The sequence below is a fragment of the Bradyrhizobium sp. Arg816 genome (genome assembly GCF_029989365.1).
In the GTDB taxonomy this organism is placed as follows: Bacteria; Pseudomonadota; Alphaproteobacteria; order Rhizobiales; family Xanthobacteraceae; genus Bradyrhizobium.
In genome coordinates this window covers 103,890-123,861 of the sequence record NZ_JAPRAQ010000014.1, presented here as the reverse complement: position 1 = coordinate 123,861, position 19,972 = coordinate 103,890, and the positions used below count along the sequence as shown (strand labels likewise).

Below are 19,972 nucleotides of genomic sequence, written 5' to 3'. Positions count from 1 at the left end.
TGATAGGACAATAGCACGTTCAGGGAGGTCGAGAACCCGACATTCATCGGATATACCAGGGCGAGGGCCGTGATGTCGCAGGGCTGCCGCCCCATGCCTGTGCTATGGATGAATGCCCTTGGTTGATTCCAGGAGCATCATCATGGCGCAGGGTGAAAACTCATTGAGCCATCCGGCGAGCCGGCGCAGTTTCATCAAGGGACTGGGGGCGGCTGGCGCGGGCCTGACCGCGCTGCCGCGCTGGAGCTTTGCCCAGGATACCGCTGCGGCCTACGCCAACGCCGCGATCGACTGGAAGCAATTTGCGGGACAGACGATCGCGCTTTCGGGCGCAAACCATCCGTGGTCGAATGCGATCACGCCGCTGTTGCCGGAGTTCACCATACTCACCGGCATCAACGTCACCATCGATTTCCAGCTGGAAACCACCTTCCTCGGCGCGCTGCCGGTCAAGCTCGCCCGCGGCAGTAGCACGCCCGACGTCTTCATGTTCACGACCTATGGCCAGGGCATCTCGAACGGATGGGTGGAGCCGCTGAACGGCTATTATTCCATGAGGTCGCTGACCGATCTCGCCTGGTATGACGAGAGCGACCTGCTCAAGACGGCCCGAGCCTTCCCGCTGTGGTCGGATGGCGAACGCTACGCCGTCCCGATTACCTCGGAGGCGATGACCCTGTTCATCAACAGGGATGCGCTGGCAGCCAAGGACCAGCCGGTACCCCAGACTTTCGACGAGCTGCTTGTCACCGCCAAGGCAGTCAAGACCAACGGGATGTCGGGGATCGCGATGCGGGCCCAGGCCAGCGGCAATTCCTCCCCGCCAGCCATGGGCTTCCTGTTCTCCTACGGTGGGGCCATGGTCGAGCACAACAGGGTCGCTTTCGCGAGCCCGGAGGGGATCGCGGCCGTCGAGATGTACGGACAGGTGCTCGGTCAGGCCGGGCCTGCCGGCGTCGGCAGCTACGAATGGTACCACGTGCTGGACGACTTCCTGCAGGGGCGGACGGCCATGGCGATCGACAGCAGCAACTTCGCGACCGACATCTCCAATCCCGTGAAAAGCCGTGTTGCCAAGCAGGCCGGGTTTGCAACCTTTCCGCATCTCGCCGGTCGCGGACCCGTCCCCTTCATGTCGCACTGGCAGGCGTGCATCAATTCCAAATCGCGAAACAAGCGCGCGGCTTTCCTGTTCCTGCTGTGGGCGACGAGCAAGGCGACCTCGCTGCGGACTGCGGCAGCGGGGCTGGCGACGACACGCGTGTCGGCCTGGTCGAGCGAGGGCTTCAAGAAGGCGTTCGGCCCGCAGGCCGCCGAGGCTGCGCTGACCAACTTGCAGGATGCCGACGTCGACCGCGCCAAGGCGGTACTTTTCCATCCGCAATCGAGACTGATCCTGGACGCCTTCATGATCGGCGTGAATGAAGTGGTCAACGGTGCGAAATCGGCGAAGGATGCGATGACGGGCGCGGCCGAACGGGCCAATGCAGCGATCCGCGGGTAGCAGCGGGGCGTCGCCCGATCGGAAGAGGTGGCCACGGCGGACAAGTCGCCGACTCCCGCTGCGCGGCGATTACCCCTGATATTGCAGCACGTGCATTCCGGCATTCCAGTCCGACACGAACATCAGCCCGTCAGGCCGGACATAGGCGTCGCAGGTCTTGGCCGCGAGCGCGACGTTCGGCCGGGGATCGATCAGCTTCTTCGGCACCGGCGGCACCCAATGCGCGATCTCCTTCGGCGCAAACTGATCCCTGACGTCGAAGACCCTGGCGCCGGCATTGTTGTAGGTCGCGAAAATAGTCTCCTCGCTCTGGAAAGAGCCGGGGCGGTTCTCATGCAGATTATGCGGACCGAAGGTGCCCTTCGCACAGAAGTCGCGATCGCGTGGCGTCGGCAGCGTCGCGATCGGCACCGGATTTTGGGGCGCGCGCACGTCAAGCACGAATGTGTGAAACAGGCCCTTGGCGCATTGATCCGCATTGGCTTCATCCGCGACGATGGCGAGCTGACGCTTGGGCAGCGGCAGCGGCGTATGCGTGCCGCCGGCGAAGGGCGGCGACCAGTTGATGTGCGAGAGCAGCTTCGGATTGGCGGGATCGCCGATGTCGTGGATGGTGAAGCCGCCGTCGCGCCAGGCGGCATAGCCGCGATCGCCCGCCGTGATCATGTGATGCAGTGCAAAGCGCTTGCCCTTGGGCGTCGCCGGCTCGCCGGCCGCGCGGTTCATGCCCGGCAGCCACCATTTCGCGACGATCTCCGGCTTGGTGATGGTCTTGAGATCGACCACGCAAAGGATGTGGTCGGTGAAGCCGTCGAAATGCGCCGACACATAGGCATAGCGGCCGCCGGGCCACCACAGCCGGTTGATGCCGAAGCCCGGCATTTCGAGGAACGCGACCTCGCGCATCTCGCCCGGTTTCGAGATGTCGTGGATCGACAGGCCGGAGCGGAATTTCTTGGCCTTGGTGATGCTGTCGGCGAGCGTATTCTCGAAATAGCCGCGCATGCTGTCGTAGGACTGCATCGCGACGATGTTGGCGCCGTTCGCAAGCAGCAGCAGGTCTTCCGCCACCTGCAGATGGTGGGTGCGGGTGTATTGTCCCGCGGTGAAGAAATTGACCGGCTTGAGCGCACGTGGATCGGAGGCGTCGAGGATCGTCACGCCGTCGCTGAACATGTGCCCGACATAGACATGCTGCCGGTTGAACATCACCTGCACGCTGTCGGGCCGGCCGCCGATGTCGCTGTAGGAGATGTGCTTGATGCCCTTGCCGATGCCTTCCGGCGGAATGTCCGGCTCTGAAGCTGACGCGGACCTCGACCATCCCGATAGCGCGGCGGCTCCGAGCACACCCGACAATTGCTGAAGGTGATGGCGGCGCGAGACGTGAGGCATCGATTTCCCCCATTTTTTTGGGGAATGATGCGCGCTTGCGGCGAGGCATGCAAGCCTCGCGTGCCCTCACTTACGCCTGCACCACCTCATGCCGCATCACGAATGGCGCGAGCAATCTGTGCACCTCACCGGCGACGGCCTCGCGCTGGTCCGCCGGCAGGCCTGCGAGCGTCACGGTGGCGACCGAGCCGTGGCTACCGTGGGCGCCGACCTTCACCCTGCAATCGATGCCGCGCTCAATGAGCGGCGACAGCACCTTGGCGAACACGCGCTGCGCGGCATCCCAGCGCAGCTGTGGCTTGAACACCTTGCCGACGCCGGTCACCGGCATCGGATCGATCGGAATGACCTGCACCGGAACGGCCGCGCGCTCCGGCGTGCGTTCGCGCACCCAGGCTTCCAGCTCGCCCGGCTCGACCTTGGCGCCCGGCTTCAGCTGCACATAACCGACCGGCAATTCACCGGCATAGGCGTCGGGCTGGCCAATCACGGCGGCGAAGCCGACGGCGGGATGGCGAAACATGATCTCCTCGATCGGCGCGGGATCGATATTGTGGCCGCCGCGGATCACGAGATCCTTGGCGCGGCCGGTGATCCAGAGGTAGCCGTCGGCATCGAGACGCCCGAGGTCGCCGGAGTTGACCCAGACCTCGTCGACGAAGGCGCCCTTGTTGTGCTCGTCGTTGAGATAGCCACCGAACACGCCGGGCCCGGCCATGATGACGACGCCGATCTCGTCGGCTGCGCAGTCGCGGATCAGGCGGCCGTCAGCATCGAGCTGCACGATGCGCACGCGCGCGTAAGGCATGGGAAGGCCGACCGAGCCGAGCCGGATCGGTCGCGACGGATAGGCCAGCGTATGCACGCTCGAGGTCTCGGTCATGCCGTAGACCTCGACCACCGGAAGCTTCAGCTTCTCCTGGATCGCCGAGCCCACGGCGACCGGGATCGCCGAGCCGCCGCCGGCGGCATATTTCAGGCTGGAGATGTCCGCATCGCCCGGCGGCACCGCAAGCGTGGCCGCGAGCACCGTCGGCACGCTCGACAGCGCCTCGGGCTTGAAGCGCTCCACCAGCCCCCAGATGTTCTTCACCGAATTCGGATTGCGCCAGCCGCTCGGCGACAGCACGACCAGCGAGCCGCCGGCGGACAGCGTCAGCAGCACCTGGGTCAGCGATCCTCCGACGTGGAATAGTGGCATGCCGAACAGCATGTTGGCACCGGGCTTCGACTTCAGCAGCAGATTGAGCGCCCAGGCCTGATAGACCTGATTGGCATGGGTGTGCCGCACGAGCTTCGGCGTGCCGGTGGTGCCGCCGGTGTGGAAATAAGCCGCTATGTCGCCACCCTGAATCTTGCGCCCGCTGATAAGCCGGTCGGACGGCTGCTGCTTGATCAGGTCGTTGAAGGCGAAGATGCCCTTCTCCGGATCACCTCCGCCGAACACCTGCACGACCGCCTTGAGGTGTTTGAGCTGCGGGCGGATCTGCTCGACCTTCTGCCAGATGTCGGTGCCCGGCATCGGCCCGAGCGCCACCAGAACCTTGGTGTTCGCGGCCTCAAGGATCTCCGCGATCTGGTGCGGCTCGAGCAGCGGATTGACGGGATTGGCGATGCCCGCGGCCTCGGCGCCGAACAGCGTCACGAAGGCATCGGGCACCAGCGGCAGCATGAAGCTGACGACGTCGCCCTTCTCGACGCCGAGCGCGTGAAACATGTTGGCGGCCTGCGTGACGCGCGCGACGAAATCGCGATAGGTGACCAATACAGGCGTATCGGCCGGATCGGCGTTTTGCAGGAACTGGATCGCCGCGCCGTCGGGATTGCGCGCCGCACCGAGCCTGATGGCGTCATAAGTGCTCTCAGCCGCGACGCGATCGGCGTAGGCGACCTGCTCGAAGGCCCGGACCTCTGCGTCCGTCGCGAAGTCCGGATAGTCGTCGCCGATGAACCGATCGAGCGCGTGGATGCCCGCCATGGAATTCCGTCCTCCCTCAGATGCATTTCCCCGCCCCCTGTCTTTTGACATTTTGGTCGGCGAGGCCTCGGCCGATAGCCGGTCGAGCGCGGACAGAATGATGGATGATTGAGCGTTCGTCCATGGCCGAACGGCTACGGTCGTAGCACTCGTAGTCGAGACCATTGAACCTCCGCGCCCGATCCGGGGACCAAGAGCTGGCATCGGACTCCCCTGCCAGCGTCCTGCCGCAAGACTTGAGGAAATCATGACCACGCCCCCGCGCGACCGCGTCACACGGCTGATTGTTGCGCTCGCCGTGACCTCGGCGATCATGACTTCAGCGATCGTGACTTCGGCGATCGTCCCGCCCCGCGCGGCGCGCGCCGAGGACGGCCAGTTCGACAAGATGCGTGCCAGGATCGCCGCCTCCGTCGCCGACAAGATGGAGAAGCTGGGCGGCTCGCGCATCATCTACAGGGTCGATACCGACGGCTTGCGCGAAAGCGTCGTCACGGATTTGCGCGACGATGTCTACAAGACCCTGCGCGAGGGCAAGATCGCCTTCTCCGGTCTTGCGATCCGCGACGCCGGCGTGGAGGTGAAGATCGCGGATGCCAAGAGCCGCGAACAGCTCGCACGCAAGCTCGCGTCGGCCGCGGAGGGATTGCCATCGCATGCGCTCACGGTGACCGATGGCGGCGACGGACTGGTCAGGCTCGCGCCGACCGATGCCGCATCCGCGGCACGGCTGCGCGATCTCGTCGAAGATTCCATCGCCATGATCGAGCAACGCCTCAAGGATGCCGGCATCAACCTCGCCAGCGTCCAGCCGAATGGTACGGATCGCATCCGCATTTTCATCCCGGGCATGATGGAGCCCGCCCGCGTGACCGCGGTCTTCGCCAGGAAGGTCAAGGTCAGCTTCCGCCTGATCGACCTCTCGATGGCGGCGGAGCAGGCGCAATCCGGCACGCCGCCCTCGGGCACCGAAGTCCTGCCCGGCTTCAAGGACGAGCGCCATTACCTGGTCGCCAAGGACAGCGCGCTCGACGGTGACGACATCAGCTATGCCGGCCCGGGATTTGCCAGCGGCACAAAAGACCCGATCGCCTCGTTCCGCTTCAACGGCCGCGGCACGCGGCGCTTTGCCCACGTCACCGAGGAGAACATCGGAAGGCCCTTCGCCATCGTGCTCGACGGCAAGGTGATCTCCGCCCCCGTGATCCGCGAGCCCATCACCGGCGGCTCGGGCCAGATCTCCGGCAATTTCACCCTGGAGGAAGCCAATAGCGTCGCGATGCTGCTGCGCGCCGGTTCGCTGCCGGGGCACCTCGACCTCGTCGAGCAGCAGGTCGTGCAACCCGCCGCCAAGCCGTAAGGCTGGTCGCCCTGCGCCCCCGCCCCGTCGGGGCGCCACGGTCCACGACGCCAAAGCCCGCGCCCCCGGGGGCCCCGAATCACGGGCGCAACACGGCCATGCGCACAACCAACGGGCAATTGCCGAAACGCCCGATCAGGCTAAAATTTGCCTCTTGCGGCTTGGCGGCCGACGGCTTCATTTCAAGCGGTCGTCATTCGATTTCGGCTATACGTGTCGAGCATACCGACCAGGACTGAAGGCCTTACGCGGGGTTAGTACATGCCGTCCGGCAGCGCAGACATTTCCTCGATCCTCGACCGCATTCTGGATGCGGCGACGGACAACCTCAGGATCGCAAAGATCCTGGTCCAGATGGGCCTCGATCCCAACAACGTCACCTACGACGCGATCTTCAACCGCCTGCTGGAGATCTTTGTCCAAAACATCACGCTGGCCAATCTGTTCGCCGCGGTCGGCGCCGGCTTCTTCGTCGCCACCCTGCTGATGCGGACGATGGTGCCGCTGCGCGTCGCCAACATGGTCGGCTGTGCGTTCTTCGCCGTCTTCGGCGCGCTCTCGGCCAACGTCTCGACCTTCCTCCTCTATCTGTTGCTGCTTCCGATCAATGCCCTGCGCCTGCGGCAGATGCTCAAGCTCGTCAAGAAGGCGCGCCATGCGGCCGAAGGCGACATGTCGATCGAGTGGCTCAAGCCGTTCATGACCGAGCGCAAATATCGTAGTGGCGATACGCTCTTCAAACTGGGCGATCCCGCCAAGGAGATGCTCCTCACGGTCACCGGCAAGTTCCTGGTCAAGGAGATCAATGTGGAGATCGGGCCCGGAGCTCTCATGGGGGAGCTCGGCTTCCTCACGCCGGACAACCGGCGCACCGGAACGATCGAATGCGTCGAGGACGGACAGGTGCTGACGATCACCTATGACCGTTTGCTCGAGATCTATTTTCAGGACCCGCAGTTCGGCTATTACTTCCTGGTGCTGACCAGCCAGCGCCTGCTGCAAAACATCGACCGCTTGCAGAAGCAGCTGGCGAGCGAACGGTCAACGACCACGAACCGGATCGCGTGAACCGGGCAGCCGAACGCGCTTCGGCCGCCCGGCCACGGCTCAGAGCTTCGAGCCGCCGTCGACGTGGATGGTGTCGCCGGTGATCCAGCGCGCGTCGGGAGAGGCGAGGAAGGCAACCGCATCCGCGATGTCGTCGGGCTCGGCAATCCGCTTCAAGGTCTGCATGCCCAGCGTGTAGTCGCGCCCGGCATCGGTCTTGGTGAAGGACGACATCTCGGTCCCCACCACGCCCGGCGCCACCGCGTTGACGCGCACGCCGCGCGCACCGAGCGCTGCCGCAAAGTGCTTCACCAGGGTGTCGATCGCACCCTTGGTGGCGGCATAGGCCGGCAGCGTCCCGACCACCGCATGGGCGGCAAGCGAAGAGACGAGTACGACGCTGCTGCCCTCATGCAGGATCGGCAGCAATTGCTGCACCAGGAAGAATGGCGCGCGAACGTTGACGGCAAACAACCGGTCGAAATCCTCAACCGTCGTTTCCTCGATCACGGCCGATTTGGCGATGCCGGCATTGGCAACGAGAATATCTAGCCGGTCGCCGACGATGCCACGCACCCGGGTCGCCAGTTGATGCGGGCCATCAGGCGCGCCGAGATCGGCCCCGATCGCGTCGGCCCGCCCGCCGCTCTTGCGGATTTCGGCGACGACGGCCTCGGCCTCCTTGGCGGCCTGGCCGTAATGCACCAGCACCTGCGCGCCGCGCTTCGCGAGCGCCAGTGCCGAGGCGCGGCCGATGCCGCGCGAGGCACCGGTGACGAGAGCAGTTTTTCCCTTGAGGTCGGTCATGGTCATTCTCCTTCGCCGGGCGCCGGCGCCCCCATTCCCTGCCAGTCAGGTATGGTGCTGGTGCAGCGCCCTTTGCTGGAGTGCTATTTGGTGCAGGCTGGCGGCGTTGAAAAAGACTTTGTAAGCTCATGGGCATACCTAGGAGGTATGCTTCATGGAGCTGCGCCATCTCCGCTATTTCATCGCCGTGGCCGAGGAAGGCAGCCTGACGGTCGCCGCCGAGAAGCGGCTGCACACCGCGCAGCCCTCGCTCAGCCGCCAGATTCGCGATCTCGAATACGAGGTCGGCGTACCTCTACTGGTACGCAGTGTGCACGGCGTCGAACTGACGGCCGCGGGAAGAGCCTTCCTTGATCACGCGCGCCTTGCGCTGACGCAGGCCGATGCGGCGATCGAGGCGGCGCGTCGCGCCGGCCGCCCCGAGAAGTCGCGTTTTGCCCTCGGCTTCCTCACCGGTCAGGAAATCGATTGGCTGCCGGAGGCCATGCGCGTGCTGCGCGACGAACTGCCGAACATCGACGTGACTGTGACGAGCGATTTTTCGCCTGCGCTGGCCGACGGCCTAAGGCGCGGGAGTCTCGACCTCGCCTTCATGCGGCGCGAGGCAAGCTCAGCGGAGCTCGTCTACAAGACCGTGATCGAGGAGGCGCTGGTCGCAGTGCTCCCAAGCGACCATCGCCTCGCCAAGCTCGACCGCATCGACCTCGCCAAACTGGAGGGGACGCCCTTCGTCAACGTCTCCGACACCGCTCCAGAGCTCCTCAAGATCATCAACAACCATGTTCGCGAAAGCGGCCTGCCGATCGCGACGGCGCATGATGCCGACAACATCGCCATGGCGGTGTCGATGGTGGCTTCCACCCGCGGCTTCGCGCTACTCCCGGGCTACGTCAAGAACTTCCTGCCCTGGTCCGTCGTCAGCCGTCCGCTCAGGGGCAAGGCGCCGACGATCGATCTCGTCGTGGGCTACCACAAAACCAATGCCTCACCGATCCTCGCAAAATTCGTCTCGAGGCTGAGCGACTTGATCGAGCGCGCGACCAAGCATATGGCGCACTGATCATGACCCGTTCTGCGGCTCAGCTCAGCAGCAACGCCATTCCCGGATCGCCCTTCTCCATTGCGCGCCGATAAGCCGCCCGCGCGCCGATGCGGCCGAGATAGTTCACCACATTCGGGCAGCGCTGGAGATCGTAAGGCTGGAAGTAGCGCATCGTGGTGAGCGAGAAGCCCATCATGATGTCGGCGGTGGTGAAGGTGTCGCCCGCCAGATATTCAGCGTCGCGAACGCGCGCATCGACCAGGTCGAAGGCGCGGTCGGTACGCCCTCTGCTCGCGGCCAGCATCGGATTGTCCGCGGCGAGCTTGAGCCGGTTCAGGATCATCAGCCGGCCCATGCCGGCCTGCAGCGTGCCGTTGGCGAAGTGAAACCAGTACAGGAACTGCGCGAAATCAGGATGATCAGGGCGGAGCGCAAGGCGCCCATCGCCGTATTTGGCCATGATGTAATCGACGATGGCGCCGGACTCGGCGAGAACGAGGTCGCCGTCGGTGATGACGGGCGCACTCCCGATCGGATGCAGCGCCTTGTAGTCGGGCGGCGCCAGCATGGTGACGGAATCGCGCGCGTAGCGCTTCAGTTCGTAGGGAATTCCCAGTTCCTCGCAGAGCCAGACGATGCGCTCGGATTGCGACTTGCCGAGATGGTGGACGGTGAGCATGACGTCTCCTGCGACCGTGAGTTGGACCTGCCGTGACGCCGCATCTTAACCCGTCATTGCGAGCGCAGCGAAGCAATCCAGACTGCCACTTCGGAAAGGCTCTGGATTGCTTCGCTGCGGTCGCAATGACGAGGTGGAGAGACCGTGCCCTACCCCACGTCGTCCGTCACCATCCGCGCCACGACGCGGTCGCGGCGGATGAAGTGGTGCCAGAGGGCAGCGATCACGTGAATCGCGATCAGCGCCAGCAGCACATAGGCAAAGAGGATGTGGCGGTCCTCATAGGCGCCCGCCGCCGCACGGTCGGGAGAGGTGAATTGCGGCACGTGAAACAGGCCGAAGAAATCGGAATAATCAGGCGTACGCGCGCCGGAATGCGCCCAGCCCAACATCGCGACCAGGATGACCACGAGATAGAGCGCGCCGTGGCTGATATGGGCCGCGATCTTCTGCCAGCGCGAGGTTTCAGGCGGCATCGCCGGCGTTGGGTTGACGGCGCCAGGCCAGGCGCAGCACGGTCAGCAGCAGGATCACATAGCCGATATCGGCGTGGATCGAGCGGTAAAAGAAGCGGTCGGGACGCGCCGGGATGTGGTTCATCCACCAGCCGAAGCCGATCGTGGCGAGGATGGCCAGCGCCAAAATCCAGTGCAGCCACCGGGAAACGCTGCCCCAGCCGTTACTGGTATTTCTGATCATGTCGGCTCTCCGGAGTTTTGCGGATATGTCCCCGTCCGCAGCGCAGCTGCTGATAGCGGGAACTTGCGGTAACCGTGAAATTGAATCGTTCCAAATCGGTCCCAAACGGCCCCGCCGCAAAACCGCCCCAAAAACCGAATGGTAACCATGGTGCCCTTAAGGTAGCGACGTGACCAATTCTGCGACGATCCTGGTGTTCGATTCCGGCCTTGGCGGACTCACGGTGCTCCGCGAGGTCGTGGCCGCGCGCCCGGACGCGCATTACGTCTATGTCGCCGACGATGCCTTCTTCCCCTATGGCCACCACAGCGAGGACGAGATCATCGCCCGCGTCGTGCCGCTGATGGGCGAACTGATCGGCACGCACGATCCTGACCTCGTCGTCATCGCCTGCAACACGGCGTCCACCCTGGTCCTATCTCACTTGCGCGCCGCTTATTCCCTGCCCTTCGTCGGCACCGTGCCGGCGATCAAGCCCGCCTGCGCGCAGTCGAAGAGCCGCCGCGTCTCGGTGCTCGGCACCAAGGGCACGGTGAAGCGCGAATACACCAAGGCGCTGATCCGCGATTTCGCGCTGGGTTGCGAGGTGACATTGGTCGGCTCGCCCGAGCTCGCCTCGCTGGCAGAAGCCGCGCTCAGCGGCCATCCGATCAGCGACGGCGACATCCTCGCCGAACTCGCCCCCTGCTTCGTCGGCGATCCCGCGGACGCGACATCGCGCACCGACACCGTGGTGCTCGCCTGCACGCATTATCCGCTGCTGCTCGACCGGATGAAGACGCTCGCGCCCTGGCCGGTCGAATGGATCGACCCCGCGCCCGCCATCGCCCGCCGCGTCTCCGACTTGCTCGGCGCGCAAATCGGCGGCATCGCGCAGTCCGGCGCCGAGATGATCTTCACCTCGAACCGCGTACATGGCCTTTCGGCCACGCTGACGCCGTTCTTCGGCGGCCGCGCACTGGCCTGACTTTTCGCAGACACGGCGCGCTGCTAGGCTTCGCCGTCGTCACTTTTGCGCAAGGTCATTCCATGTCGGTCCCCGCAGCGCCGCTCAACCGTCTCCGCCAGCTCTGGAGCGAAGGGCGCCCCGCCTTCGGCGCGATCGCGACGATCCCGAGCGTGCAGACCGTACAGATCATGGCGCGCTCGCTCGATTGGATCATCGTCGATCTCGAGCATGGCCCGATTGGCTTGACCGAAGCACATGCGATGATCGCGGCCACGACAGGCACGCCGTGCACGCCCCTGGTGCGGATCGCGGCGAACGAGCCGTGGCTTGCGAAAGCGCCGATGGACATCGGCGCCTTCGGCATCAATTTCCCGATGATCACCAATCGCGCTGAAGCCGAGAAGGCGGTGCGCAGCGTGCGATATCCGCCGCGCGGCGATCGTCTCTGGGGTCCGTTCCACGCACCGTTCCGCTGGGGCCAGTCGATGCCGGACTACATGGCCAGCGCCGACGACGAGATGATCTGCATGATCACCATCGAGCATGTCGAGGCCGTCAACCGCATCGACGAGATCATGGCGACGCCGGGTATCGACGTCGCGGTGATCGGCCCCGGCGATCTCGCGACGTCCATCAACAAGCGCGGGCAGATGGACGATCCGGAATTGCTGGAGCTGGTCGCCCGCGCCGAGGCCGGCATCCTCAAGAGCGGCGTGCCGATCGGCGGCGTGGCCCGCACCGCAGACCAGGCCAACGCCCTGGTCGATCGCGGCTATCGCGCGATCGCGCTCGGTTTCGACTGGTCGCTGTTCCAGCGCGGCATCATGGCAGCGTTCGAGGGGATCAAGCGCTGAACGAGCCGGTCGCGGCCTTGCCGGGAACTGCGGTGCTGCTAGGGTCGGCGGTTCCAGAGAGGAAGAACCATGCTCAAAAAGACTTTGCTCGCTCTCGCCTTTACCAGCCTTGCCCTTGCAGCCTTCGCCCAGCAGACCGGCATCAAGCGGACCCCACTGCAGAAGCTCGAATTTCCCGACGGCTACAACACCGTCACCGCGATCGCGGAGGTCCCGGCGGGCGGCGCAGCCGGACGCCATACCCATCCTGGGGTCGAAACCGGCTACGTGCTCGAAGGCGAGCTGAATCTCCTCATCGACGGCCAGCCGGAGAAAACCCTGAAAGCCGGGGACTCCTACCAGATCCCGGCAGGCGTCGTGCACGACGCCAAGGCTCACGGCGACAAGGCCATGAAAGTGCTTGGAGTTTACATCGTCGACAAGACCAAGCCGCTGGCCTCTCCGGCACCCTGATGCGGCGAACCGACCCGCCCCAGGCAGGTTGGTTCGTGCTAGAGCACGCGGCGAGCGGGCCACCCGCTCGCTGCACATATTTTAGTCCGCAGGAACCGAAAGACCCATGCGCGGGACGTCCAAGACCATTTCGCTGCCGCGCCGCCTGATTTGCGACCTCATGCGGGCGTCGATGGACGTGCCATTCGTCTCGCTCTCCCGCCCCCTCAATATCCGCCCCCTGCTGGAGGCGCGCGCCGGGGCGATGGCGCCCGCCGGCTGGGCCGCGATGTTCGTCAAGGCCTTTGCCCTGGTCGCCAGGGACGAGCCGGTCCTGCGCACCGTCTACGCCAAATGGCCCTGGCCGTCGCTCTACGAGCTGCCCAATAGCGTGGCGTCGGTGGCGATCGCCCGGGTCCAAGACGGCGAGGAATGCGTGATGCCGCAGCGAATCGCGGCTCCCGAAGCCATGGCGCTGGCCGCGGTGGACGCCGAAATCCGGCGTGCCAAGACGGCCCCGATCGAAGACGTTCCCATGTTCCGCAAGATCATGCGGGCCACCCGCCTGCCGCTGCCGCTGCGGCGGCTGTGCTGGGCGGTCGGGCTGAATTTCGGCCGGCAGCGCGGCAACTGGTTCGGCAGCTTCGCGGTGAGCTCGGTTGCGGCCTATGGCGGCGGCGAGCTCCATCCCATCACGCCCGGCCCCTTCATCGTCAGCTATGGGGTGGTCGAGGGCGACCAGACCATCCATGTCGTGATCCGCTGGGACCACCGGGTCACCGACGCCGCCCCCATTGCCCGGATCCTGACCCGGCTGGAACAGGTCCTGAACACTGAAATCGCTGCCGAATTGCGCGCGGCCGGGGCGAAGCCGATCCGGGCGGTCCGGACATGATTTCGGGGCTATTCGCATTGACAGAACGGCCCAAACTCACCTAAAAGCCGCCTGCTCGCGGGCCGATTTCGGCCCGCGAAGCGTTTCGCGACCCGTGGTCCTCTCCCTTAAGCTTTGGGGATCGGACCTGTCAGTGCCGGGCCCAGCCCGTCACACAGGAGGGCGCGTTTCCTCAAACCATGTACCTGAAGAGGACGCGATGACTAAGCGCAGTGAGGCGAAGTACAAACTCGATCGCCGTATGGGCCAGAACATCTGGGGCCGCCCGAAGAGCCCCGTGAACCGCCGCGAGTACGGCCCCGGCCAGCACGGCCAGCGCCGCAAGGGCAAGCTCTCCGACTTCGGCGTGCAGCTGCGCGCCAAGCAGAAGCTGAAGGGCTATTACGCCAACATTTCCGAGCGTCAGTTCCACGGCATCTATGTCGAGGCGAGCCGCCTCAAGGGTGACACCGGCGAGAACCTGATCGGTCTCCTGGAGCGTCGTCTCGACGCGGTCGTGTACCGCGCCAAGTTCGTCTCCACGATCTTCGCCGCGCGCCAGTTCATCAACCACGGCCACATCAAGGTGAACGGCCGCAAGGTGAACATCTCGAGCTACCAGCTCAAGGTCGGCGACGTGATCGAGGTCAAGGAAGCCTCCAAGCAGCTCGCCCACGTGCTCGAAGCCAGCCAGCTCCCCGAGCGCGACACCCCCGACTATCTCGAAGTCGACCACGGCAAGATGACCGCGAAGTACGTGCGCATCCCCGGCCTCTCCGACGTGCCGTTCCCGGTGCAGATGGAGCCGCATCTGGTCGTCGAATTCTATTCGCGCTGATAGTTCGGCAGAACGACATTCAAAGGCCCCGGTTCACCGGGGCCTTTTTGTTTGAGCCGGCGATTCCTATGTCTCAGGCCATCTGTGCTATGATTGCACAGCGCGGAGTTGAGCATGACTCGTCTTCTGGAAGAGGCCTTCAGCAAAGTTTCCGGCCTGCCCGATTCAGAGCAGGACGAACTGGCGCGGACCCTGCTTGAGCTTGCGGGGGGCGATCAGCCACCAATCCAGCTGACGGCGGCGGAAGAGGCAGATCTCACCGAGGCCGAAGCCGAAATCGCCCGCGGCGAGCTGGCCAGCGCTGACGAAGTCCGCGCGATGTGGGCTAAGCACGGGCTGTGAAGGTCCGCTATACGAAGCGGGCGCTCGCCCAAATCGACCAAATTCTGACCTACATCGAGGCGCACTCGCCCCAAGGCGCAGGCCACGTGCGAGGCCGCATTGTCGCTCTCATAGCATTGCTAGAGACCTACCCCCCACGCAGGGCGAACGACTACGCGTGCATACGTCCGTCGCTTGCCGGTCAACCCTTATCCCTATCTGATCGATTATCGTGTGACCGAGACAGAAATCGTTATTATGCGGTTTCGTCACGCCGCCCGGCGTCCACCCAGAGCTCGCTGACCGCGAGCGAGTGCCATTCCCCTCAGGGAGCAAGTTGATGCTCTACACCCCTCCCCCGATCGATCCCAAGGCGCCGCCGGTGCGCATCAATCTGCTCTCGGACACGCAGACCAAGCCGACGGCTGCGATGCGCGAGGCGATGGCGCGGGCCGAGGTCGGCGACGAGCAGGTCGGCGACGATCCGACCGTGAACGCACTGTGCGAGCGCGTCGCCGCGCTGCTCGGCAAGGAGGCCGCGGTCTACATGCCGTCAGGCACGATGTGCAACGTCACCGCGACGCTGGTGCATTGCCGTCCCGGCGACGAGATCCTCGCCCACGAGAGCGCACATATCATCGCCCGCGAAGGCGGCGCGCATGCCGCGATCGGCGGCTTCCAGGTGACCCAGCTCAAGGGACCCGACGGCCAGTTCACGCCGGAGACCTTCCGCAAGGCACTGCATCCGCGGACGCGCTACCAGCCGCCGCAGACCGTCGTCAGCGTCGAGCAGACCGCCAATATCGGCGGCGGCACGATCTGGAAGAAGGCCGCACTCGACGAGATCGTCGCGATCGCCAAGCAGCACGGTCTCGTCACCCACATGGACGGTGCGCGCCTGCTCAACGCCACGGTGGCGAGCGGCATCCCCCCGCGCGACATGACGGCGGGTTGGGATTCGGCTTGGATCGATTTCTCGAAGGGCCTGGGCGCGCCGATCGGCGGCGTGCTCGCGGGCACCCGCGCCTTCATTGACGCGGTGTGGCAGTGGAAGCAGCGCCTCGGCGGCTCGATGCGGCAGGCCGGCGTCTGCGCGGCCGCCTGCATCTACGCACTCGACCATCACGTCGATCGCCTCGCCGACGATCACGCCAATGCGCGCGCGCTCGCCCGCGGCCTGTCGCAGATCGCAGGCGTCGAGGTGCAGGAGCCCGAGACCAATCTCGTGTTCTTCAAGCCTGATGGCGCCGGAATTGCCGGCGACAAGATGGTCGCCGCACTGCGCCAGCGCGGCGTGACGCTCGCGATGATGGACGGCCGCATCCGCGCCTGCACCCATCTCGACGTCAATGCGGCCCAGGTCGAGGAAATGATCGGATACGTCCGCGAGATCGTGCGCGGGGCGTAAGTCCGTAGCCCGGATGGAGCGCAGCGAAATCCGGGGGCCTCGCCTCGCGGAAAGATTTTCCCGGATTGCGCGGAGCCTGTCATCGGGCGGCGCTTCGCGCCGACCCGTTGGCTCCATCCGGGCTACGAAGGCGGCTAGCTACCGCCCCATCGCCTGATAGATCAGCGTCTTTAGTGCCAGCTGAATCCGGCCACGCTGCGACGGGGTCTGCACCATGAAGATCCCGAACAGATCGTCTTCGGGATCGATGAAGAAGAAGGTGCCGCCGACGCCGTCCCAGCGATATTCGCCAAGAGGCCACGATGTCCCCGATGGCACCGAGGTGCGCACCGCGAAGCCGAGGCCGAAGCCGGAGCTTCCGCCCGGATAGTAATTCTGATCGCGCGCGATCTTCGTCTCAGGACCGATATGATCCGACGCCATCAGCGCGATGGTCTCCGGCTTGAGATAGCGCCGGCCTTCATAGCTGCCGCCGTTGAGCAGCATCTGCGAGAAGCGCGCGTAGTCACCGACCGTACCGACAAGGCCGCCGCCGCCCGACTCCCACCTCAGCGGTTTCCTGGGATCGCGGACCTGCGTCATCGGGCTAATCGCGCGATCCTGCGGCATCGGCTCGGCGATGCGCGGCCACTTGGCAGGATCGGCGACATAGTATGCAGTGTCCGTCATCCCGAGCGGATCGAGCAACCGCTCCTTCTCGAACCCGAACAGCGATTTCCCCGATACGACCTCGACGATGCGGCCGAGCACGTCCGTGGAGTGGCCATAATCCCAGTTCGTGCCGGGCTGTTCGGCGAGCGGAAGCGTGGTGATCTTCGCGACGAGTTCGGCGTTGGTCAAAGCCTTGTTGTCGAAGAGACCGGCGTCGGCATAGAGCTTGTTCACCAAGCCCCCGCCATAATAACCGTAGGGCAGCCCGGCAGTGTGGCGCATCAAATCCTTGATCGTCACGGAGCGACTGAGCGGCTCCAGCGCCAGCGCGACCTTGCCGTCCTCGGCCTTCGTCTCGACACCGACCTTCATCTTGCCAAAGGCCGGAATGTACTTTGCGACGGGATCGTCGAGCGAGAGCTTGCCCTCCTCGACCAGCATCATCGCCATGACTGTCGTGACCGGCTTCGACATCGAATAGAGCCGGAAGATCGTGTCCGCGCTCATCGAGATCTCGGTGGCGACATCGCGGACGCCGAAATTCTCGTAATAGACCGGCTTGCCGTGCTGCTGGAGCAGCAGGATCGCGCCCGGAAAGGTGCCGGCTGCGACCTCACTCCTGATGTAGTCGGAAACCTTTGCCAGGCCCTCTGGCGAGAAAGTGCGGGCGCGCCTCTCGGAGCCCGCTTGCGCACCAACCGCACCGAACAAGAGAACGAGCGCCGCGATCAGCGCGCGGCGCCCGAACATGTCACTTCTCCATGGCTTCATAGACCAACTGCTTCAATGTCCGTTGCACGCGCTGGCGCTCGGTCGGGGTCTGCTCCAGCAGCACGAAGAACATGTCCTGCTTGGGATCGATGACGAAATAGCAGCCTGAGGCGCCGTCCCACTTCAATTCCCCGAGATCGCCGGGCGGCGGCGGCTTGGCGTTGCCGGGATCGGTGCGGACTGCAAGGCCGAGGCCGAAGCCGAAACCGTCGCCGGGGAAATAAAAATAGTCGCGACTGACCCCCGAGGTCGGACCGACCTGATCGGTCACCATCAGCTTGAATGTCTCGGGCTTGAGGATGGTCTTGCCGTCGAGACTGCCGCCGTTGAGCAGCATCTGCGCAAAGCGCTCATAGTCCGCCATGGTCGTAACCATGCCGCCGCTGGCGAATTGGATTTTTTTGACAACCGTCGGATCGTTGATCCGGCCGACGCGAAAATCGGCGTCATTCGGCACCGGCTGGGCCAGAAGCTTCTGCTTCTCGGGGGCGGTGACGAAGAAGCCGGTGTCGACCATGCCGAGCGGATCGAGTAGCTTTTCCCGCTCGATCTCGAGCAACGGCTTGCCGGTTGCGACCTCCATCACACGCGCCAGAATGTCGGTGGAATGGCCGTATTGCCACAGCGCGCCCGGCTGGTTGTGCAGCGGCAGTTTGGCGATGCGCTCGGCGAACTCCGCGAGGTCGAAATCGCCGGCGTAGATATTAGCCTCGCGATAGGCCTTGCGGACCAGGCTGTCGCCATAGAAGCCATAGGTGACGCCCGAGGTGTGCGTCATCAGATCGTGCACCGTCATCGGCCGGTTCGGTGGTACGAGCTCGAGCGACTTGGTGCCGTCGTCGGCCTTCTTCTCGACGCCGACCTTCACATTGGCGAAGGACGGAATGTATTTCGAGACGGGATCGTCAAGCTTGATCTTGCCGTCTTCGATCAACTGCACCGCGACGACGGAAGTGATCGCCTTGCTCATCGAGAACAGGCGGAAGATGGTCTTGTCGGTGATCGGCGCCTTGCTCTCCACGTCCTGCACGCCGAAGGCTTCGTGGTAGACCGGCTTGCCGTGCTGCTTGATCAGCACGGTGGCGCCGGCGATCTTGCCGGTCGCGACCTCGTTCTTGAAGAACTCGCTGACCTTGGCGAGCTTGTCCTGATTGAAATGCGCGCCGGCCGGAATCTCGTAGGTGCCTTCGGCGCGCGCGAGCGACATCGCACCCAGCGACACCAGTGCGCCGCAAACGAACGCACGCAGTCCGAAATGTGAATTCATATCCCCTCCCCGGGAAGGTGGCCGAGCGGAGTGTACTGACCGCGTCATCAGGCACAAGGGCTGGCGTACCGCGCCAAAACGTCAGTGTGGAGCGCGGCGCTTGTCTCCGAGAAACAACAGAATATGACGTGGGTGACCAACGGCGCTGCCGGCAGGGCTTCAATGGTCGTGTGGACCGCAATCTTCGCGGCCTGGTCGGCCGGAAAGCGATATACCCCGGTCGAGATCGCGGAGAAGGCTAGAGAGTTCAGTCTATTGGCCTGGGAGAGCTCAAGCGAACGGCGATAACAGGAGCGCAACGCATCCGCCTCGCCGTGGCTGCCGCCGTGCCAGACGGGGCCGACTGCGTGGATCACATGCCGCGCGGGCAGACGGTAGCCCTTCGTGATCTTGGCATCGCCGGTCGGACATCCCCCGAGCGTCCGGCACTCGGCCAGAAGCTCGGGACCGGCAGCGTCGTGGATTGCGCCGTCAACGCCGCCTCCGCCGAGGAGAGACGAATTTGCGGCGTTGACGATGGCGTCAACGCCGATTGTCGTGATGTCAGCAACGATAACCTCGAGCTCGGCGCCGCCGATGCGGCGCGTCAGCTGGGTCACCGGATCAAGCCGCGACGGCGACGCCCTTCTCGGAGAAGAGCTGCTGCAGTTCGCCGGCCTGGAACATCTCGCGGACGATGTCGCATCCGCCGACGAACTCGCCCTTCACATAGAGCTGCGGAATGGTCGGCCAGTTCGAATAGTCCTTGATGCCGTTACGCAGTTCGGCGGATTCGAGGACGTTGAGCCCCTTATAACCAACGCCGATGTGGTCGAGGATCTGGACGACCTGGCCGGAGAAACCGCACTGCGGAAATTGCGGCGTACCCTTCATAAACAGAACCACGTCGTTCGACTTCACTTCGTTGGCGATGAATTCCTCGATGCTCATATCCATGTCCTTCCGGGGCGGAGCCCTCAACGATTCCCTCGGGCCGGCCCAGCCGATTTAACCCGATACTTGCCCATATATGTAGCCCAAACCGTTGTGCATCCAAAGTAAAATGGCGGCGAACACCCCTTGAACAGCCCTGGGGCGGCCGGTCCAGGCCACGCCG

The 19,972-nt window shown here is 64.6% G+C and carries 19 protein-coding genes and 1 pseudogene; 11 read left to right on the top strand and 9 right to left on the bottom strand.

The window, feature by feature from the left end:
* The first annotated feature begins 142 nt into the window (after positions 1–142).
* Positions 143–1,504, top strand: coding sequence for an ABC transporter substrate-binding protein (locus OWC48_RS29445; protein ID WP_282523129.1), 1,362 nt, complete (start codon positions 143–145; stop codon positions 1,502–1,504).
* 69 nt (positions 1,505–1,573) lie between these two features.
* Here OWC48_RS29445 and OWC48_RS29440 read toward each other — a convergent pair whose 3' ends face one another.
* Positions 1,574–2,899 (bottom strand): LVIVD repeat-containing protein, encoded by a 1,326-nt coding sequence (locus OWC48_RS29440; RefSeq protein ID WP_282523128.1) that lies wholly within the window; start codon positions 2,897–2,899, stop codon positions 1,574–1,576.
* A gap of 70 nt (positions 2,900–2,969) precedes the next feature.
* Positions 2,970–4,877 carry an acyl-CoA synthetase gene (locus tag OWC48_RS29435; protein WP_282523127.1) on the bottom strand — a complete coding sequence of 636 codons (1,908 nt, stop codon included), beginning with the start codon at positions 4,875–4,877 and terminating at the stop codon, positions 2,970–2,972.
* Positions 4,878–5,124: 247 nt separating this feature from the next.
* Here OWC48_RS29435 and OWC48_RS29430 point away from each other — a divergent pair, with 247 nt between their 5' ends.
* Complete coding sequence (locus tag OWC48_RS29430; RefSeq protein ID WP_282523126.1) at positions 5,125–6,237, top strand: SecDF P1 head subdomain-containing protein; 1,113 nt, start codon at positions 5,125–5,127, stop codon at positions 6,235–6,237.
* Positions 6,238–6,498: 261 nt separating this feature from the next.
* Complete coding sequence (locus OWC48_RS29425; RefSeq protein WP_282523125.1) at positions 6,499–7,305, top strand: Crp/Fnr family transcriptional regulator; 807 nt, start codon at positions 6,499–6,501, stop codon at positions 7,303–7,305.
* Between the two features lie 39 nt (positions 7,306–7,344).
* Here the strand turns inward: OWC48_RS29425 and OWC48_RS29420 are convergent, their stop codons facing one another.
* A complete protein-coding gene (locus OWC48_RS29420; protein WP_039157433.1) occupies positions 7,345–8,091 on the bottom strand; it encodes an SDR family NAD(P)-dependent oxidoreductase in 747 nt (248 codons plus the stop codon).
* Between the two features lie 154 nt (positions 8,092–8,245).
* Here OWC48_RS29420 and OWC48_RS29415 point away from each other — a divergent pair, with 154 nt between their 5' ends.
* Entirely contained in the window at positions 8,246–9,151 is a 906-nt protein-coding gene (locus tag OWC48_RS29415) for a LysR family transcriptional regulator (protein WP_282523124.1), read from the top strand.
* A gap of 19 nt (positions 9,152–9,170) precedes the next feature.
* On the opposite strand, the gene OWC48_RS29410 is transcribed toward OWC48_RS29415, so the two are convergent.
* On the bottom strand, positions 9,171–9,812 hold the full coding sequence (locus OWC48_RS29410) for a glutathione S-transferase family protein (RefSeq protein WP_282523123.1): 642 nt from the start codon (positions 9,810–9,812) through the stop codon (positions 9,171–9,173).
* A 149-nt stretch (positions 9,813–9,961) separates the two neighbouring features.
* Positions 9,962–10,511: pseudogene (locus OWC48_RS29405) on the bottom strand (cytochrome b).
* 169 nt (positions 10,512–10,680) lie between these two features.
* Between OWC48_RS29405 and murI the strand changes: the two are divergent.
* From murI to OWC48_RS29365, 7 genes are all read left to right on the top strand, one after another.
* On the top strand, positions 10,681–11,478 hold the full coding sequence (murI, locus tag OWC48_RS29400; protein ID WP_282523122.1) for a glutamate racemase: 798 nt from the start codon (positions 10,681–10,683) through the stop codon (positions 11,476–11,478).
* A gap of 62 nt (positions 11,479–11,540) precedes the next feature.
* Complete coding sequence (locus OWC48_RS29395; RefSeq protein WP_247309353.1) at positions 11,541–12,314, top strand: HpcH/HpaI aldolase/citrate lyase family protein; 774 nt, start codon at positions 11,541–11,543, stop codon at positions 12,312–12,314.
* A gap of 69 nt (positions 12,315–12,383) precedes the next feature.
* Complete coding sequence (locus OWC48_RS29390; protein WP_282523121.1) at positions 12,384–12,767, top strand: cupin domain-containing protein; 384 nt, start codon at positions 12,384–12,386, stop codon at positions 12,765–12,767.
* A gap of 106 nt (positions 12,768–12,873) precedes the next feature.
* Positions 12,874–13,641 (top strand): acyltransferase, encoded by a 768-nt coding sequence (locus OWC48_RS29385; RefSeq protein ID WP_282523120.1) that lies wholly within the window; start codon positions 12,874–12,876, stop codon positions 13,639–13,641.
* A 199-nt stretch (positions 13,642–13,840) separates the two neighbouring features.
* The gene (rpsD, locus tag OWC48_RS29380; RefSeq protein WP_018316575.1) at positions 13,841–14,458 is read left to right on the top strand and encodes a 30S ribosomal protein S4; all 618 of its coding nucleotides are present in this window, start codon (positions 13,841–13,843) and stop codon (positions 14,456–14,458) included.
* Positions 14,459–14,572: 114 nt separating this feature from the next.
* Positions 14,573–14,800 carry a hypothetical protein gene (locus tag OWC48_RS29375; protein WP_282523119.1) on the top strand — a complete coding sequence of 76 codons (228 nt, stop codon included), beginning with the start codon at positions 14,573–14,575 and terminating at the stop codon, positions 14,798–14,800.
* Between the two features lie 319 nt (positions 14,801–15,119).
* Positions 15,120–16,187 (top strand): low specificity L-threonine aldolase, encoded by a 1,068-nt coding sequence (locus OWC48_RS29365; RefSeq protein WP_282523117.1) that lies wholly within the window; start codon positions 15,120–15,122, stop codon positions 16,185–16,187.
* 138 nt (positions 16,188–16,325) lie between these two features.
* On the opposite strand, the gene OWC48_RS29360 is transcribed toward OWC48_RS29365, so the two are convergent.
* The 4 genes from OWC48_RS29360 to grxD are packed head-to-tail and all read right to left on the bottom strand — an operon-like array spanning position 16,326 to position 19,806.
* On the bottom strand, positions 16,326–17,588 hold the full coding sequence (locus OWC48_RS29360) for a serine hydrolase (protein ID WP_282523116.1): 1,263 nt from the start codon (positions 17,586–17,588) through the stop codon (positions 16,326–16,328).
* 1 nt (position 17,589) lies between these two features.
* A complete protein-coding gene (locus OWC48_RS29355) occupies positions 17,590–18,876 on the bottom strand; it encodes a serine hydrolase (RefSeq protein ID WP_282523115.1) in 1,287 nt (428 codons plus the stop codon).
* 47 nt (positions 18,877–18,923) lie between these two features.
* Positions 18,924–19,475 carry an O-acetyl-ADP-ribose deacetylase gene (locus OWC48_RS29350; RefSeq protein ID WP_282523114.1) on the bottom strand — a complete coding sequence of 184 codons (552 nt, stop codon included), beginning with the start codon at positions 19,473–19,475 and terminating at the stop codon, positions 18,924–18,926.
* 4 nt (positions 19,476–19,479) lie between these two features.
* Positions 19,480–19,806: a Grx4 family monothiol glutaredoxin gene (gene grxD, locus OWC48_RS29345; protein ID WP_007602294.1), complete on the bottom strand. Its 327-nt coding sequence runs from the start codon at positions 19,804–19,806 to the stop codon at positions 19,480–19,482.
* Between the last annotated feature and the right edge of the window lie 166 nt (positions 19,807–19,972).

What these genes read in the sequence shown, in the direction of transcription:
- OWC48_RS29375 (WP_282523119.1), top strand. Translation starts at nt 14,573, where the DNA reads ATGACTCGTCTTCTGGAAGAGGCCTTCAGCAAAGTTTCCGGCCTGCCC.
- OWC48_RS29410 (WP_282523123.1), bottom strand. Translation starts at nt 9,812, where the DNA reads ATGCTCACCGTCCACCATCTCGGCAAGTCGCAATCCGAGCGCATCGTC.
- OWC48_RS29365 (WP_282523117.1), top strand. Translation starts at nt 15,120, where the DNA reads ATGCTCTACACCCCTCCCCCGATCGATCCCAAGGCGCCGCCGGTGCGC.
- OWC48_RS29430 (WP_282523126.1), top strand. Translation starts at nt 5,125, where the DNA reads ATGACCACGCCCCCGCGCGACCGCGTCACACGGCTGATTGTTGCGCTC.
- OWC48_RS29360 (WP_282523116.1), bottom strand. Translation starts at nt 17,588, where the DNA reads ATGTTCGGGCGCCGCGCGCTGATCGCGGCGCTCGTTCTCTTGTTCGGT.
- OWC48_RS29435 (WP_282523127.1), bottom strand. Translation starts at nt 4,877, where the DNA reads ATGGCGGGCATCCACGCGCTCGATCGGTTCATCGGCGACGACTATCCG.
- rpsD (WP_018316575.1), top strand. Translation starts at nt 13,841, where the DNA reads ATGACTAAGCGCAGTGAGGCGAAGTACAAACTCGATCGCCGTATGGGC.
- OWC48_RS29425 (WP_282523125.1), top strand. Translation starts at nt 6,499, where the DNA reads ATGCCGTCCGGCAGCGCAGACATTTCCTCGATCCTCGACCGCATTCTG.
- grxD (WP_007602294.1), bottom strand. Translation starts at nt 19,806, where the DNA reads ATGAGCATCGAGGAATTCATCGCCAACGAAGTGAAGTCGAACGACGTG.
- OWC48_RS29440 (WP_282523128.1), bottom strand. Translation starts at nt 2,899, where the DNA reads ATGCCTCACGTCTCGCGCCGCCATCACCTTCAGCAATTGTCGGGTGTG.
- OWC48_RS29385 (WP_282523120.1), top strand. Translation starts at nt 12,874, where the DNA reads ATGCGCGGGACGTCCAAGACCATTTCGCTGCCGCGCCGCCTGATTTGC.
- OWC48_RS29355 (WP_282523115.1), bottom strand. Translation starts at nt 18,876, where the DNA reads ATGAATTCACATTTCGGACTGCGTGCGTTCGTTTGCGGCGCACTGGTG.
- OWC48_RS29445 (WP_282523129.1), top strand. Translation starts at nt 143, where the DNA reads ATGGCGCAGGGTGAAAACTCATTGAGCCATCCGGCGAGCCGGCGCAGT.
- OWC48_RS29390 (WP_282523121.1), top strand. Translation starts at nt 12,384, where the DNA reads ATGCTCAAAAAGACTTTGCTCGCTCTCGCCTTTACCAGCCTTGCCCTT.
- OWC48_RS29415 (WP_282523124.1), top strand. Translation starts at nt 8,246, where the DNA reads ATGGAGCTGCGCCATCTCCGCTATTTCATCGCCGTGGCCGAGGAAGGC.
- OWC48_RS29420 (WP_039157433.1), bottom strand. Translation starts at nt 8,091, where the DNA reads ATGACCGACCTCAAGGGAAAAACTGCTCTCGTCACCGGTGCCTCGCGC.
- OWC48_RS29395 (WP_247309353.1), top strand. Translation starts at nt 11,541, where the DNA reads ATGTCGGTCCCCGCAGCGCCGCTCAACCGTCTCCGCCAGCTCTGGAGC.